Annotated in this window: 8 protein-coding genes; all 8 read left to right on the plus strand. The window is 38.3% G+C overall.

The genetic code is table 11. From position 1 onward, the window contains the following. Positions 1 to 2: 2 nt before the first annotated feature. The 8 genes from BHV73_RS10220 (at position 3) to BHV73_RS10255 (ending at position 17457) form a co-directional block, all read left to right on the plus strand. The gene (locus tag BHV73_RS10220) at positions 3 to 3029 is read left to right on the plus strand and encodes a DNRLRE domain-containing protein (protein ID WP_087412183.1); all 3027 of its coding nucleotides are present in this window, start codon (positions 3 to 5) and stop codon (positions 3027 to 3029) included. Positions 3030 to 3147: 118 nt separating this feature from the next. Continuing rightward, complete coding sequence (locus BHV73_RS10225) at positions 3148 to 6207, plus strand: SusC/RagA family TonB-linked outer membrane protein (RefSeq protein ID WP_009122030.1); 3060 nt, start codon at positions 3148 to 3150, stop codon at positions 6205 to 6207. A gap of 16 nt (positions 6208 to 6223) precedes the next feature. Then, the gene (locus tag BHV73_RS10230) at positions 6224 to 7843 is read left to right on the plus strand and encodes a RagB/SusD family nutrient uptake outer membrane protein (protein ID WP_009122031.1); all 1620 of its coding nucleotides are present in this window, start codon (positions 6224 to 6226) and stop codon (positions 7841 to 7843) included. A gap of 45 nt (positions 7844 to 7888) precedes the next feature. Continuing rightward, the gene (locus BHV73_RS10235; protein ID WP_009122032.1) at positions 7889 to 9718 is read left to right on the plus strand and encodes a BACON domain-containing protein; all 1830 of its coding nucleotides are present in this window, start codon (positions 7889 to 7891) and stop codon (positions 9716 to 9718) included. A gap of 26 nt (positions 9719 to 9744) precedes the next feature. After that, complete coding sequence (locus tag BHV73_RS10240) at positions 9745 to 11301, plus strand: hypothetical protein (protein ID WP_087412182.1); 1557 nt, start codon at positions 9745 to 9747, stop codon at positions 11299 to 11301. A gap of 119 nt (positions 11302 to 11420) precedes the next feature. Continuing rightward, complete coding sequence (locus BHV73_RS10245; protein WP_139259708.1) at positions 11421 to 13496, plus strand: glycosyl hydrolase 115 family protein; 2076 nt, start codon at positions 11421 to 11423, stop codon at positions 13494 to 13496. A 71-nt stretch (positions 13497 to 13567) separates the two neighbouring features. Further along, a complete protein-coding gene (locus BHV73_RS10250) occupies positions 13568 to 16225 on the plus strand; it encodes a glycoside hydrolase family 2 (protein WP_009122035.1) in 2658 nt (885 codons plus the stop codon). Positions 16226 to 16239: 14 nt separating this feature from the next. Next, a complete protein-coding gene (locus BHV73_RS10255) occupies positions 16240 to 17457 on the plus strand; it encodes an alpha/beta hydrolase family protein (RefSeq protein WP_009122036.1) in 1218 nt (405 codons plus the stop codon). The last annotated feature ends 26 nt before the right edge of the window (positions 17458 to 17483 follow it).

The raw sequence follows: 17483 nt of genomic DNA on the forward strand, positions 1-17483 counted from the left end.
TTATGAGTTTTAAGAAACAGCTGTTTTTAATATGCGGAGTTCTTGCAGTACCATTTTTAGGATTGCAAGCCGATGACGTAAATGTGGCGTTACGTAAGCCGGTGACTGCATCGTCACAACAGGAGAAATTTCCGGCATCTAATGTGACGGACGGAGTTATTTCACGTAAATCAACTTGGATGAGTGCCGAAAGTGCGCGACCTCCTCATATGTTGGATATTAATTTGGAGCGATATTATGATATCAATAAGATTGTTATCTATACTGGTATTCCGGAAAATGAGTTGACAGAATCGGAAAAAGGTAAAGCTCCGGGATTTTGGTCGATGAAGAATTTTAAGATTCAGTATTGGGATGATGCCAACTGGACGGATTTACCGGATACGGAACGTACGGAAAACCGGTTGGATAAACTTGAATTTATTTTTAAACCTACCTTACAGACTTTTCAGATTCGCCTGGTGTCCACAGATGGTGAGCCGATTCGGATTAATGAATTTGAAGTGTATGGTAAGGAAAAGGTTAATATGCCTGTACCTGTGACAATAAATGAAGTACAGACAACCGTTCAGGAGCCTTCGAAGACAGAAATGCAGGTAACAATAACCAAAGAGGTTATTGGGAAATCAATGAAGTATGTGGCTTATAACCAAGGATATTATTTCCCGGGAAGTAATATTTCCGGTTGGCTTGAATATTCCAATGTAAATAGTTTGCGAGTTTGGACATCCTTGAATGATTATGTTCCTCAGTCAGCCGTACTGAATGATGAAAGAGTGGCTACTTTGGATGATTTTGAAGTATGTAAGACTGAATTGAGAAATAATCCGGAACGTAACCGCTTTATTCGTTGGGAACCGGTTTTGGAAAATTGTCGTAAAAAACAGTTTTCTACTAATTCGATGGTTTTTGAATATACATTGAAAGAATTGAAACGTCTGAATATAGAACCTGTTCTTCAGATAAATTCTACAGATTTCGATGGTACGTGGAGTAATAAATGGAAGCAGTGGCAACGTTTCTATGCACTTGCTTTTTATGCGGCCAAGACCGGAGATGTAACCATGTATGCTATGCATAACGAACCGAACCATCGCCATGCGGGTCCCATGAAGATAACACAGTATGTGGATGCCATGAAGATTGTTTCGGATGCTGTGTATTGTGCAGTACAGGATGTGAACAGACTGTATGGGAAATGTTTGAAATCGCGTTTTGTAAGCCCTGTTACAGCAGGCTCGAATGCGAATTGGTGGGCGGAAGTAGTGAAAAATTTGCGTATAGACTATCGTGGCTTACCCTCAGACAGAGATTTATTGGATATATTTTCCACTCATTCTTATAATCTGCCGGCTGCGGGTTATGCATCTAAGGTTTCTGATATAAGAAAAATTATCGTGGAAAACCATCCGATGAAACAATCTCTGCCAATAGTCTATACAGAGACCGGACGCTGGATGAATGCTTATCTGATAGATAAGGAAGAAACAATGGATTCTCCCTCTTTATTTACGGAATGGGCAGGTGAATATGCGAATAATACGCTTAATCAAGGCTATGGCATGTGGGCTTTTAAGTTTGCAAATACTACCAGTGGCACATATCCGCGCGGAATCAAGTCAGGGCATCATTTTATCTGGCAGGGAAAACGGATTGTAGAGGATGCTTATAATAATGTGGCATTGGGTAAGAAAGCATCAGACTTGACTTCCTCTCATAGAGTAACCGTGAAAACAATAACAGATGGAGATAAAACAGATGCCTCCATGTGGGTTTCTTCAGATACGGATGAAGAAAAGTGTTTGGAAATTAATTTGGGTAAAAGTTACTCTTTGGGTGGGGCAGTCGTCTATACAGGTTCTTCCTATGGAGTTTATACTTCTCCTGACCGCGTGAAAAACTTCAGTTTACAATATTGGGATGGTACCGCTTGGACGGATATAAAGGAAACAATGGAAAAGAATGCACGTTACGCTCAGTCTTTCTTCTTGTTTGATACTCCTGTTACGACTTCTAAAGTTCGGTTTGTGTCAACCGATAAGGGAAGTATAAAGGTGAGAGAAATTAAATTATTTGATTCGGAATCTGTAAAAGATATTCCTTCTTCTTATGATATAAGCGGTATTCAGCGCACTGGTGAAGTAGTCCGTCTTTTTGCAAAAGGATTTAAGAATGAACGTCCTTTATTAAGTACGGTGAAATCTGCTGCTGATAATGATGTGGATGCCATTACCTGTTTTAATCCGGAAGAAATGAGATACTATATATGGCTTGTACAACGCAAACACTTTTCAAATAATCTGACTCTGAATATGAAGTCATTAGATCTACCCACCGGCACCAGAGTAATTGCTGAAGAAGTAAGTGCAAATGCTTATGGTGAGGTGGTTTGGTCGAAAGAAATCTCGGAGAATGGGCAACTTTCTTTTGAACTTCCTGCCCAAAGCGTAATGCTTCTTACTATTCCTGTTCGCATGAATGCGCTAAACACATTAGTAGCTGTAGATGATGCGGTGGTAAAAGCCGGTAGGAATGATAAAAAGAACTTTGGTAAAGCTAAAATGATGAATGTGGAGATGAATGCTTCCCGGATAAATGGAAACCAGGTAAGCTACGTTAAGTTTGATCTGTCTGGAGTGGATAGACAAAAAATAAATGCTGCCATATTCCAGATATATGGTAATTCTATTGTCGGACATCCTTATCGTTTCCATGTTTACGCTTTGGATAATAATAATTGGGATGAGAATACTTTAAACTGGAAAAATGCTCCTAATTTGGAAGGAAAACAGGTTCGTATAACGGACGTTGGGGGTACTGCACATGTAGCAGGTGAAATTGTAGTGGACGAAACAGTTGCTTATTATCAACTGGATGTTACAGAATTACTCCGTAATTGTAGGGAACAGGAAATAACTTTTGTATTAATAAGGGAGGTCAGACAATTGGGTGATGATTCTGATAATGGCAAAAGTTGTTCTTTTGGTACGAAAGAATCTAAAAATGGGCCAAAACTGGCTATTTGGTAGTATGAAGTGTGGGTTCGTATGATAGTGCTTTCTTTTCGTACAATCCTTTTATGATAACTTTATCTTTTTTGTGACTTTTGTTCTATCATATTTAAATAATTTTAATCTTAATGTATAAATGAAAAACAGTCGTCTAAAACTAATTGTGTCTGTCATGTTTCTATTGATCATGGTGGGCATACATGCACAAAATGTACGAGTGACAGGTGTTGTATCTGATGCACAAGGTTCATTGATCGGAGTGAATGTTCATGTGAAAGGGGGAACCACCGGTGTGATTACCGATACAAACGGTAAATATTCTATTGAGGTACCCGCTAGTGCTACACTTGTATTCTCTTATATAGGTTATGTAGAACAGGAACTCAAAGTCGGTAATAAACGAGTTATTAATGTAACTTTAGTTGAAGACTCCGAATTATTGGATGAGGTGGTAGTGGTTGGTTATGGCTACCAGCGAAAGAGTGATGTAGCAACTTCTGTGGCTTCTGTTAAGACTGATGAAATGAAGAGTTTTCCGGCAGGTAATGTTGGTGATATGCTTCGTGGACGTGTAGCAGGTGTCAATGTAACGAGTGCTTCGGGCAGACCGGGTTCTGCACCGGAAATTACTATTCGCGGTAATCGGTCTATTAGTGCACAGAATACTCCTTTATATGTAATTGATGGCTCTGTATCAGATGGAGAAGAATTTAGCACATTGAGTGCTGAAAGTATTGAGTCTATTGAGATTCTGAAAGATGCTGCTTCACAGGCTATCTATGGTGCACGTGCTAGCGATGGTGTCATTTTGGTGACTACTAAACGTGGGGCACAAGGTAAGATGGAAGTAAATTATAACGGATATGTAGGTATTCAATCCTTGTGGCGTAATTTTGATTTTTATTCTCCTGAAGAGTATGTGATGTTGAGACGTGAGGCTATGGCAAATGATAAAGGTATCATTGATGCTCGTGAGATGTCTATTTCAGAAGCGCTTAGTGATGATGTGATGAAAGAAGTATGGGCAAGCGGGCAATTTGTTGATTGGGAAGACTTAATGTTGAAGAATGCCTTATATCAAAACCATGATATAACTGTACGTGGTGGAAACGACAAACTTCGTGTTTCTGCAGGACTTAATTATTTTGATCAGGACGGTATGGTAACTACTGGTTCCGGCTATCAAAAGGCCGCTTTTCGTTTGAATGTAGACTATAAGGTTAATAAATGGATTAATTTTGGTGTAAATACTTCTTATGCTTTAACGAAGAGCGAGCGTGAAGATGGGAATTTTACAGAATTTATTACCCGTACACCATTAGCCAAGGTGTATGAGGAGGATGGAACTTATACTAAGTATATTAATTCAGCCAATGACGTCAACCCTCTTTATAGAGCGCAAAATTATAATCGTGAAATAAAAAACAACAGCTATCGTGTTAATTTATTCTTGGAACTGAAACCGTTTAAGGGATTTAATTATCGTTTGAATACATCTTTTTATAATAGACAACAAGAAGATGGGGAAGCAAAAAAAACAGATTATCCCGGTGGAGGCGCTACTGCAAAATTAGCAAATAATGAGAAAAGAAGTTATTTGATAGAAAACATATTTACGTATGATGTTCCTTTCAGAGACAAAAATCATAAATTAGTTTTGACTGCTGTACAGTCTGTAGATCATACTCAATCCAAAGAGTTAGGATATTCTACAGCTTCACTACCAGTGGATATGGGGTGGGATTTTATTGCAAACGGTGAGTTTAGCGGAAAACCGGTCAGAACATTCTCTGAGAATAATTTGGTGTCGTTTATGGGACGTGCCTCGTATACGCTTATGGATAAGTATATTATGAATATAGCGGTCAGACGCGATGGCTCAAGCCGTTTTGGTAAAAACAATAAGTGGGGTACATTCCCTTCTATAGCTTTAGCATGGCGCATAAATCAGGAGGAGTTTCTTCGCAATGTGTCTTGGATTGATAATTTGAAATTGCGTTTGAGCTATGGTATTGTAGGTAATCAAAATGGTATTGGAAACTATACAACTCTTGGTTTGGCTAATGAATATCGTTATGAATTTGGCGATAATATGTATATGGGTTATCTTCCAGGAAAGGAATTGTCCAATCCTAATTTGAAATGGGAGCAATCTCGTACTACGAATGTGGGAGTTGACTTTGCTTTTTTCAAAAATAGATTATCCGGAACAATAGAATATTATCAGACTAGAACAACGGATTTACTTGTAAAACGTGAGATCAATTCAGTATTAGGCTATGAAAATATGCTTGATAATTTGGGGGAAACCAAGTCTCATGGGGTAGATATAAATATTAGTGGCGATGTTATCCGTACAAAAGATTTGACTTGGAGTTTAGGTGCCAATTTTAGTCATTATGCTAATGAAATTGTGAAGATTGATGATCAAGTTGATGAAAACGGCAAGCCATTGAGTCAGCCCGGAAATAAATGGTTTGTTGGTGAGCCTATCAATGTTTATTATAATTATGTACCGGATGGCATTTATCAGTATGAAGATTTTGATATTAAACGTAATCCTTATAATGAATTGGAGTATACTCTGAAACCCACTATTGATACGGATGGGGATGGTATTGCGGATAAAGCACTTTCACGAGAAGACGATGTAAAACCCGGTTCTGTGAAGATTAAAGATATAAATGGTGATGGTAAAATTAATGCGGATGACCGTACCCCGATATCTAAAGATCCTGATTTTACCTTATCTTTGAATACATCTCTAAAATGGAAAGGTTTTGACTTTTACATGGATTGGTATGGTGTGTCCGGTCGTAAGATCCAGAATGCCTATTTGAATGAATCTAATAGTGGCGGTTCTTTGCAGGGTAAATTAAATGGTATCAAAGTTAACTATTGGACTCCATTTAATCCATCGAATGAATTTCCGCGTCCCAGCCATAATACGAATGTACCCTATCATGGTGCATTGGCTATTCAGGATGCTTCCTATATCCGTTTACGTACATTGCAGTTAGGATATACTTTCCCGACAGAGTGGATAAAACATATTTCTCTGTCACGTCTGAGAGTTTATGCCACAGCAACTAACTTATTGACATTTACAGACTTTAAGTCTTATAGTCCTGAGTTGACACCGGGAGCTTATCCTGAATCAAGACAGTATGTATTTGGAATTAATGTTTCATTCTAATCAATACGTGTAAAACATGAAAAAGATATTATATATAGCGGCTTTGGCAGTATCATCTGCCATGCTGTTGTCTTCTTGTGAAGATTTTCTGAATCCTGAGTCAAAAACAAATATAACAGTTGATTACCTGACTAACTCTCCTGATGGCTTGAATCGTGCAGCAATAGGTTTATATGCGCTGGATAGAGAAATTGCCAAAGGTGCAGATAATGGCGGAAGCGGTAATTTGTATGTTGTGAGTATGTGTGATTATACAACTGATCTTATGGCTTTTCGTGCCGGAACCAGTACTGCCATTGCTAAACTTGAAAATTTCATGCCGAATAATAGTGATGTAGAAGCTTTTTGGCAACAGCATTATTTTATTATTGGTAAAGCTAATGAGGTGATAGCGGGAGCGGAAGCGCTGGGAATAGAAGATCCAGATCCTTTGACACGTCGTGCTTATGGAGAAGCCAAATTCTTTCGTGGACGAGCATATTTTGAATTATGGAAGCGCTTTGAACGTCTGTACTTAAATACTGAGCCTACTACCGTAAGCAATTTGGAACGTGATTTTACTCCAGCCAGTAAAGAGGACATATTTACTGTGATTCGTGGCGACCTGGATGCTGCTATTGAGATGCTTGACTGGAAAGCAGAGGGCGGAGATTATGGTCGTATAACAAAAGCTACTGCTAAGCATGTGCGTGCACAGGTGGCTATGTGGGATAAAGATTATGATAGAGCCATCGAAGAGTGTGAAGATATCTTTGAGGATGGTACATACTCTATGGAAGATAAAACCGGTGATGTGTTTAATGGTCCGGACTTTCGTTCAAAAGAGGTATTGTGGGCATACCAGTTTTCAACAAACTTAGGTGGTGGCGGAAGTGGTACACCGTTGATGGGACATCGTGCGGCAATTATTACGACTACTCGTTATCAGTCTAATGCCGATTGTACTTTTGAAGCTAAAAATGGCGGATATGGTTGGGGACGTGTATATCCTAATACTTATTTATTCAGTCTTTACGACCAGGCTAAAGATAATCGTTATAAAGACCTTTTCATTCATACGTTCTATTATAATGATCCTAAATCTGCAAAATTCGGTCAAGAGATTCCAAAAGATTTGTATGGAACATCTGCCGGCTATATGGAAAAACTGCATCCTATGTCAAAAAAACATTTTGATCAATGGACTAATGCCGACCAGCCTGACCGTACTACAAGTTTCCGCGATTTGATAGTATACCGTTTGGCTGAAACCTATCTGATGTGTGCTGAAGCCTATTTCCATCGTGATGGAGGTAGTAGTCCAAAGGCTATTGAATATTACAATGAAACGTGGGAACGTGCAGGTAATGATCATGAAGACGGCCCTTTAACACTTGATATGCTTTTGGATGAATATGCTCGTGAACTTCATTTTGAAGGAGTGCGTTGGCCGTTACTGAAGCGTTTAGGTATTTTGGGTGAGCGTGTTCGTTTGCATGGTGGCGATTTGAAATCGGAAGATCCTTATTTGGATAAAGATTATGCCGAGTGCCGCCGGAATTTTGTGGATGGTAAACATGAAACATGGCCTATTCCGCAGAATCAGGTGGATTTGATGGGAGCGGATGTTTTCCCTCAAAGTGACCCGTGGAAATAATGTGTGACCTATTTTATTTATAAATCTAAGAAAAGAAATTATAATATGAAAAAACTGACATGGATTTCATTCCTTCTGTGCCTAATTCTCGCCTCTTGTAAGGAGTATAATGAAGTGAGAATTATGCCGGAATTCAATAATAGTGAAACAGAAGTTACACTATATAAAAACATAGGGTCTTCAGCTACTGTAGTTATAAATACAACAGCGGATGATATAACAGCTGAATATGATGCTGATTGGCTTTCGGTAGATGTAAATAAGCGTCGTGTTATTTATACTATCACGGCTGCTAATGAGACTGGAGAACCGCGCATTGCACTTGTTAAGCTTTATTCTGGTGAATGGATGCAAGAGATAACTGTTACACAGCGTGAGTTGGAAGAGTCAGAAATCAAATTATTGAAAGTGGGTGATTTGACGGAAGACGGTTTGGGTATGATATTTTGGGTGGATCCTGAAAATCCTGAGGTCGGTAAGGCTATTTCTTTACAACGTCGGGTAGGCGCATGTGAATTACCTTATAAGATGAACGGTGCTTTTTCCACTGTAAATGGTATAGAAAACACAGCTCTTTTTGCTAGTCCTTCACCTAATGATGCAGTGGTGTTCTGTACCAGTATCGGAGAAGGATGGTATATGCCTGCATCTGAAGAGCTTGCTGAATTATTTGATGCCTATAATGGTATTGCTCATGATGATCCGGCATTTGTCGCTAATAATGCAGAAGCCATTACAGATACAGAAAAATCAGCTCGTGCTAAATTTGAGAAGATGCTGGCTGACTTAGGAGGTGATCCGATTAATTCGGCAGCTACAGGAGCAGGTGAAAGTTACTGGTCTAGTACAGAGGTCTCTACAGTAGCCGATGGAAAGAACGCTATTTATGTACGTTTTGGGAAGTATTTGTCACAAGGTGGCTCTAAAGAAGGCTCAACTCGTTATGCCCGTGCTATGAAGCTAGTAGGTAACTATAAATTCCCTGAAGAACCAGCTACTTTGAAAGTGTCCCCTTCTAAGGTTGATTTGGCAAGTGAAGAAGGAGCCTCAAAGGAAGTGACTGTAACTACAAACAAAGATACATATACTTATATTGTTGAAGGTGAAGATATTACTTGGATTAAAGCAGAGCAGAATGAAGATATCGTGACTTTTACTGCGCTTTCTGCTAATACAAGTGATAAAGAACGTTCTGTTACTGTTACTTTTACCACAGGTTCTGAAGATAATCAAGCTACGGTGGAAGTAATTGTTACTCAGGAAAAAATGCCGGTTGCATCAGCATTTACTATTGGTGAATATGTAGATATGGATAAGGGTGTACAGCTTGCTGAAGGTGGTATTGTTTTTTGGGCCGAGGGTAATGAGGCTAAGATACTTGCGTTGAAACGTATTGAACAGCCGTTAAGTTGGGTATCTGATGAATCTGTTAAATCTACTGCTGTTGGATGTACAGATCGTAATGATGGGGCTGTTAATACAGAGATGATGACACTATGTGGTTTTGCTGATAAAATTCCTGTGCTGAATTATTGCCATGATGGTTGGTATGTTCCTGCCATAGAGGAAATGAATGATGTATTTATAGCTTATAATGGGGGACCTGCATCAGCTCCAGGTTTGAAACCTGATGCTATTACAGATACAGAAAAATCAGCACGTGAAGCTTGGGATAAATTGTTTACGGATCGTGGTGGCGATGTGATGAACTCCAATCTTACTACTATTGATGTTTATTGGACAAGTACGGAAAGTGCTGACCCCTCAAAAGCTTTCTTTATTCGTTTGGGGCAATGGGAGGCAGACAAAACGGGTAGTAAATACCAGTCAAAACCTACTCGTTATTGGCGCTTAGTTCGTAAGGTATCAAAGTAAAATAATGTCATTAACAAGAATTGATTATGAAAATGAAATCTTTCTATATAGTAGCACTTCTAACAAGTGGAATATTCTTTGTTTCATGCACAGATTATGAAGTAAAAGATCCAAACTTTATGCCACCTGATGTGGTTCTCAATGAAGATCCTAAATATAATGAGATAATTGAAGGATTGCCTGAGCCTGGTAAGATGCAGGCATACAAGCCTTCATTGATAGGTAAGCCTTATCGTCCAATAACGGTAAATTACTCTAATGAATTTAAGCCTGTAAGTCGTTGGACACCTGGAGAGACTCGGATAGTAGCCTATATGGCTGATTATGAGCCTCAAGTAGTAACGGAAGAAGATTATAAAGCTATTACCAATAAGTATGGTAGTCTTACTACCGGGATTAAATTTGAAGCGACGGGTCGTTTCCATGTTACTAAAGGGGCTGATGGACGTTGGTGGATTGTTGATCCGGAAGGCTATCCCCGTTATGAAAGAAGCGTAACTTCGGTACGTTATGGTAGTTCTGAACGTAATCGTGCGGCATGGATGGAACGTTTTGGGTCGGATGAAAATTGGTTAGCTACTTCACAAACGGAGCTGGCATCTATTGGTTTTCATGGTACGGGAGCTTTCTGTACAGATACATATGAAAAGATACAAGCACATAATTCGGCGCATCCTGATGCGCCGATGACACTTGCACCTTCTTTTGGCTTTCTTAGTAAATTTAAATCAACGAATGGGTATGCATATCCGGGAGGCAAATCGGAAAATATATTGGGTTTGGTGCTAAATGAAGAGGCTTGGATGAAATTCTGTAAAGAGTATGTAGAAGAAGCATTAGCTCCTTATAAAGGTGATGCCAATGTCTTGGGCTTTTTCTCCGATAATGAGATTAATTTTTCTACACAAGGTAGCAATATATTAGATCAGTTTCTGAAAATTACGGATAATGATGATCTTGCTCGTAAAACAGCTGATGCTTTCATGGAAGAAAAGGGGGCTGATAAAGTTACAGCAGCATTGAATACGGAGTTTGCTGGGCGTTTAGCAGAAATTTATTATAAGGGGGTGAGAGAGGCTATTGATGCATTTGATCCTGGTATGATGTATTTGGGAACTCGTCTACATGGTACACCTAAATATATGAAAAATGTAGTAGAGGCTTGTGGTAAATATTGTGATATTGTATCTATTAACTATTATAGTCGTTGGAGCCCTGAACTAGATACTTATGTACAAGATTGGGCTACATGGGCTGGAAAGCCTTTTCTTGTGACCGAGTTCTATACTAAAGGAACAGAAGATTCTGATTTAAATAATCTTTCAGGAGCTGGTTTTTCAGTACCGAGACAAGAGGATAGGGCTTATGCTTATCAACACTTTACATTGGGGTTATTGGAAGCTAAGAACTGTGTGGGCTGGCATTGGTTTAAATATCAAGATGATGACGGTAATGATAATACCGGAAAACCGGCTAATAAGGGAGTGTACGATAATTACTATCAGATGTATCCTTATCTATCTAAGTTTATGCAAGAGGTGAATTATAATGTATATAACCTTATTGATTTTTTTGATAATTGATAAAATACTAAGTACTTAGTAATATAAGTATTCACTAATTTGATTAAAAAGTTCCCGACCTGTATTATATCCCTTTTCAGGCCGGGAACTTGTGGATAAACTGTAATGTATATCAAGCTATGAGAAATAGGCGCTATATCTTTTTATTATTTTTTATTATCCATTCTGTGTGGATGTCTGCAGGTATAGATTTTCTCGTTTTGAGTAAAGGTAATTTTCGTATGGTTGTTTCTGACGGAGAATTATCCCCCATCAAATTGGCAGTTGAAACGTTACAACGTGATTTCAAGAGTGTGATGGGCTTCTGCCCACCTATTGTTTCTACTTCAACTGATGGAGAAAAAGAATTGATTGAGTTGATTATAATCAATGAATCTATTGTTGATTCTTCTATGAATAAATCGGAGCTCCGTCCTTTGGACGGCTTTGAATCTCATCGTTTATATGCAGAGACCTCATCCAGACGGATTTATTTGACAGGAAAAGATATGCGCGGAACGATTTATGCTATATATACCTTTAGTGAGAAATTTTTGGATGTTCCTCCTTTGTGGTTCTTTTCTTCATGGGAACCTCAAAAGAAAAAGCAGATTGAGGTTCCTTGTAACCTTGATTATTTTTATAAATCTCCGCAAGTACGTTACAGAGCCTGGTTTCCTAATGATACGGAACTTTTTACACCATGGCGGCAACTTACAGTACAAAATAATGAGGTATGGTTAGAGACAATGTTACGTTTAAAATTGAATACGGTAGAGATGGAACAGACGATTACCTATCCGGATTATAAACTGGAGGAATCGGTGTCTTTACTCCGTAAATATGGTTTGATACTTTCTTCAACTCACCACACAGCTTGCAATAATAATTTAGTAACTTGGAAAGAATATTGGTACAAAGTACATGGAATTGCTCCTCCCAAGCTGTTATTGTCTGATGAAAAATCGTTGTGTGAATTTTGGCAATATAGTATTGAGACGGTATGCCGTTGTGAACAGGAAAATCTTTGGACCATTGCTTTCAGAGGTATAGGTGACCAACCTTATTGGGCGGCTTTTGAAGATGCCCCTGTGAGCGAAGAGGAACGTGCGGAAGTTATCAATCGGATGTTACATATTCAGCTTGCGATGATAAAAGAGAAGACGGGTAATCCTAATCCTTTTGTTCGTGTCACTTTTTATGATGAGCTTTCGGATCTTTTGGCTAAAGGCTATTTGAAACCGCCTGTTGGTAATAATATTTTGTGGACCTTTGTTGCGGCTCGTCGTGATCATTATCCTTATGATGATATTGTAACTTTTGATACGGCGACTCAAATTAATTTAGGCTACTATATGAATCTTCAGTTTACTTCTACCGGAGCTCATTTAGCTGCGGCAGAGGGACCTTGGAAGATGGAATTCAATTTTCGATATGCTAATAGTCGTTGTCCGTTAGCGTTATCAGTAGTTAATGCCGGAAATCTTCGTGAATTTGTAATGGAATTGGCTGCTAATGCATCTATGATGTGGGATATGGCTACTTACGATACGGATAGATTTCTTTATGATTTTTGTGTTTGCTATTTTGGAAAGGAGCATGCGGAAGAGGTAATGCAGCTTTATCGTGATTATTACTATGCGTATTGGGAACAGAAATCCGCTGATTTTCCCGGATTGGAGCGTCAGTTCATATTTCATGATTTACGTTATGCACGAGTGTTTAAACAGATTGGTGAAGGTTTCGAATGTTTCTCTTCTAATCCTTTAAAAGATATTATACGTGAGCGTGTACCGGGGCGTTCATTTCGTATCGAAGGGAACAATCAGGTAGATTCATTATTATCCGGCATGGAGCGTACTTTCGATAGATTTGATAAAGTGGCTCAACGTTGTGCTCAACTTATGCCTCAGTTACCTGAACAATATCGTTGTTTTTTTCTTGATAATTTAAGTGCACCTTGTCATTATATGGCAGCATTAAGTCATTCACTTTATCATTTTCTGAGGGCCTATAAATATACGGAGAAGAGGACCAAGAATCTGGACTTATCCATAGAGTATTTAGAAAAAGCACAAGAAGCGCTTTATTCTACTCAGCATGGTGTATTTACCGATTGGTACGCAGGAGACAAATTACATGGCAAATTTAACATTCCGGCAAAATTAAAATTGTTACATAAACTTCGTGATAAATATTGTGAAAAACAAATGTAAGAAGAGAGTTTCAGAGCTTGTACTAAATATAGAGGTCACTTTATTATTTAATCTATTATAATGTCTGTTGTATGAAAAAACTTTGCAATTTATTAATTCTGATCTTTTTGGGAATATTTCAAGCGTATTCTACAGAAAATAACCCTCGCATAACATATAGTATTAATGATTCTTGGCAGTTTCGGTTAGGTACTTCTGATATTGGTAAAGAGGGTTGGAGTACAGTTTCAATTCCACATACTTGGAATGCGGAAGACTGTGTCGATGATTTTCCGGGTTTTTATCATGGTACAGGATGGTATCGCAAGAATATACAAGTGGATAGTGCTATGTTGAGCAGACCTTTGTATATTTTCTTTGAGGGAGCAAATCAGCGCACTGAACTTTTTGTTAATCGCCATAGGGTTGGCGAACATATCGGAGGATATACTTTCTTCTGTTTTGATATCACTCCTTATATAAGAGAAGGAGAAAATCAGTTGGTTGTGTGTGTTGATAATTCTTATGATTCTGAAATTCCACCCCTTTCTGCTGATTTCACTTTTTTTGGTGGAATTTATCGTGATGTCTCCCTGATTTCTGTTTCTCCTATTCATATTTCTACTACTCACTATGCTTCTTCAGGGGTATATGTGCATACGCCGGAAATAACAGAAGAAAAAGCCTTGGTAGATATATGTACAATGTTGAGTAATACGCAGAAAGTGCGTAGCAAGATTTTTGTGGAACATAAAATTTATTCAGCTACAGGTGAATGTGTAGCTGCAAGTAGAAAGAAAGTAGCTGTAGATACTGAAAGAGAACAGGCCTTTAATACTCAGATTGTAGTAAATCATCCTGAATTGTGGGAGATAGGGCGTCCTAATTTGTATAGATTGCAAACATATCTTTGGGACAATGAGGGAAAGTTGCTTGATGAAGTTAGTAATACTTTTGGTATCAGAACTTGTTCGTTTTCTGCAGAAAAAGGTTTTGAACTGAATGGAAAAGCGGTAAAGTTATTGGGAACTAATCGTCATCAATGCCATTCAGGTATGGGAAATGCTCTAAAAGATGAAATGCACGTCCGTGATATAGAATTACTACATGAGATGGGAGGTAACTTTTTACGTATTGCCCATTATCCTCAAGATGAAATGGTATTGGCTGCTTGTAATCGGTTGGGAATTGTGACTTCTGTGGAAATTCCGGTGATTAATGCTATTACTATGAATCAGAATTTCTCAGACAATTGTGTCGAAATGATGAAAGAGATGATTTATCAATGTTTTAACTCTCCCTCTGTTTGTATTTGGACATATATGAACGAAATTATGCTACGTCCTCCTTATAATTCGGAACCTTCTATAAAAAAAGATGAGTATCTGAAATATCTGTATCATATAGCGGAACGTATAGAGAATACGGCTAAAGAGATTGATCCGGGACGGGCTACAATGCTTCCATGTCATGGAAACCTAGCTGCTTATGAAGAAGCAAATCTAATAAATTTATCTGATATATTAGGAATGAATTTATATAATGGCTGGTATGGGGGAGACTTCAGTGGATTTGAAGCGACTTTGGATAAAATACATCAAAAATATCCGGATAAGCCTATTATAGTAAGTGAATATGGTGCAGATGTTGATGCCCGGATTCACTCATTTAAACCAGAGCGTTTTGATTTTTCTGTAGATTATGGAGTTATGTATCATCGTCATTATTTACCTCAGATAATGCAGCGTAAATTTGTTGTAGGTTCGGCTGTATGGAACTTGAATGATTTCCATTCAGAGGAAAGAATGGATGCTATTCCTCATATTAATTGCAAGGGTTTGGTTACTTTGGATAGAGTACCCAAAGATACTTATCGATATTATAGGGCTATGCTTAATAAAGAACCGTATGTAGCAATAGGTGGATCGGATTGGTATAATAGGTCTGGTGTTGCCGATAATTCGGGAGTTTGTTATTATCCGGTATCTGTTTATACTAATTTAAAACAGGTCAGCTTAAAAGTAAATGGAAAAATGCTCGCAGTATCGGAGGTACAAAATGGAGCTGCTCAATTTAATGTCCCGTTTATTGATGGTATTAATCAATTGGAAGCGGAAGGAACGTTCCAGGGTCGCTATATTAAAGATTTTTGTAGAGTGAGTATGAAATTGGTTCCTGGCTCTTTTGATAATAAAGAGTCTTTTACAGAGTTGAATATGCTGTTTGGAACAGCCCGCCATTTTGAGGATAAGACTGCTTCTTTAGCTTGGCAACCAGAACGGGAATATGTATCTGGTGGTTGGGGGTATGTAGGAGGAAAAGCTTTCCGAGCGCGGACAAAAAGGGGGTCACAACCGGCTTCTAATCTAGATATCTATGGAACGGAACAAGATCCGATTTTCCAAACCCAACGGCGTGGGTTGAATAGTTTTAAAGCGGACTTACCTGATGGAAGATATGTTGTCTATTTGTATTGGGCAGAACTGTCTGGTGCGGATGTTGTCGATTTGGCCTATCAGCTGGATAATATAGTACAGAAGGAGAAAGCTACTGAACGGTTATTCCATGTAGATATCAATGGAGTGCGTGTATTATCATCACTTGATGTTGCTAAAGAAGTGGGTGTGAGAAGGCCGATGATTTGTAAGATACCAGTAACTATTTCGGATAAAAAAGGACTTACCGTTGATTTTATTCCAATAAAAGGGGAAACAATGATTACCGCTATACGGATTCTCAAAATGGATTAATCGAGTAAAATGGAATGAAGAAAGTATTTATCCTACTATATATATTTATATGTACTAATGTTTGTATACAGGGTCAGGAAAAAGATAGGGCTACGCTTTCCGATTTGCCTCCGTTACTTCCTTATTCTGAGAGTACATTAGATGCTTGGAATGCCCGAAGAACGAAAATCCTAAAATTGTTACAAGAGTATGAATATGGAGCCATTCCGAGGCATCATGGAATTTCTGTTGAATATCGGCAGAGAGGTATAGATACAATGGCGTTAAGCGGATTAGCTAAACGTAAGGAGGTAGACATTGTTTTTTCGAAAGGAAATAATAAATGTATTTTGCATTTATTAATGTATCTTCCTAAAAAGGTAATTCGCCCTGCTGTTTTTTTGGGTGTTAATGCCATGGGAAATTATACAGTACATAAAGATGAAGGGATTTCTATGTATTATGATTCGCAAAAAGGCTTGTCCATACAACGTGGATGCGATAGTTTAAGCTGGAATATAGTAGAAACTTTACGACGCCAGTATGCATTTGTTACTTTCTGCAGTAAAGATATTTGCGATGATACTGTAACCGGTATTGAGAATAAATTAGGAGAAATGTTATATGGAGCTCAAAGAGATTCTACAAGTTGCGGGTTCATAGGTATTGTAGCCTGGGGAATGTCGCAAGCTATGCATTACTTAGAAACAGATTCTGATATTGACCCTCAAAGAGTTATAGCTATAGGTCATTCTCGCTATGGAAAAATTGCACTTTGGGCGGCAGCGCAGGATGAACGTTTTGTTGGGGTAATAGCTAATAGTTCAGGCTCGGGTGGAGCTTCTTTGTATAGAGGCAATCGTGTGGAAACTCCATATGATATTTATAAACGTTTCCCGCATTGGATGTGTAAACGGTTTTATAAATATGCAGATAGGGTGGAAAAGGTAGGATTTCCGATTGATCAGCATATGGTTTTATCTTTGCTTGCTCCTCGGCCAATGTATATTGCTAATTCCGATGAAGATGCATATGTCTGTCCTAATTTAGAGTATGCAGCTCTGTTGGAAGTTGTACCAATATATAACTTATATGGTTATTTATTGAACTATTGGAAAGAGTTACCTGCAACAGGAAGTGTCATATGTCAGAGAGTTGGTTATCATTTGAAACCGGGGGCACATTCCATGACTCCTTTTGATTGGAGATGTTTTTATGAGTTTGCAGACCGCTATATTATGGATAATAATTAATAAAATTTTAAATTCAGATGTGGTTT

This window comes from Bacteroides sp. 44_46 (assembly GCF_001915465.1).
In the GTDB taxonomy this organism is placed as follows: Bacteria; Bacteroidota; Bacteroidia; order Bacteroidales; family Bacteroidaceae; genus Bacteroides; species Bacteroides clarus.

Bases quoted from the DNA above. Each gene is read 5' to 3' on its own strand.
- BHV73_RS10220 (WP_087412183.1), top strand. From the start codon at position 3: ATGAGTTTTAAGAAACAGCTGTTTTTAATATGCGGAGTTCTTGCAGTA.
- BHV73_RS10225 (WP_009122030.1), top strand. From the start codon at position 3,148: ATGAAAAACAGTCGTCTAAAACTAATTGTGTCTGTCATGTTTCTATTG.
- BHV73_RS10230 (WP_009122031.1), top strand. From the start codon at position 6,224: ATGAAAAAGATATTATATATAGCGGCTTTGGCAGTATCATCTGCCATG.
- BHV73_RS10235 (WP_009122032.1), top strand. From the start codon at position 7,889: ATGAAAAAACTGACATGGATTTCATTCCTTCTGTGCCTAATTCTCGCC.
- BHV73_RS10240 (WP_087412182.1), top strand. From the start codon at position 9,745: ATGAAAATGAAATCTTTCTATATAGTAGCACTTCTAACAAGTGGAATA.
- BHV73_RS10245 (WP_139259708.1), top strand. From the start codon at position 11,421: ATGAGAAATAGGCGCTATATCTTTTTATTATTTTTTATTATCCATTCT.
- BHV73_RS10250 (WP_009122035.1), top strand. From the start codon at position 13,568: ATGAAAAAACTTTGCAATTTATTAATTCTGATCTTTTTGGGAATATTT.
- BHV73_RS10255 (WP_009122036.1), top strand. From the start codon at position 16,240: ATGAAGAAAGTATTTATCCTACTATATATATTTATATGTACTAATGTT.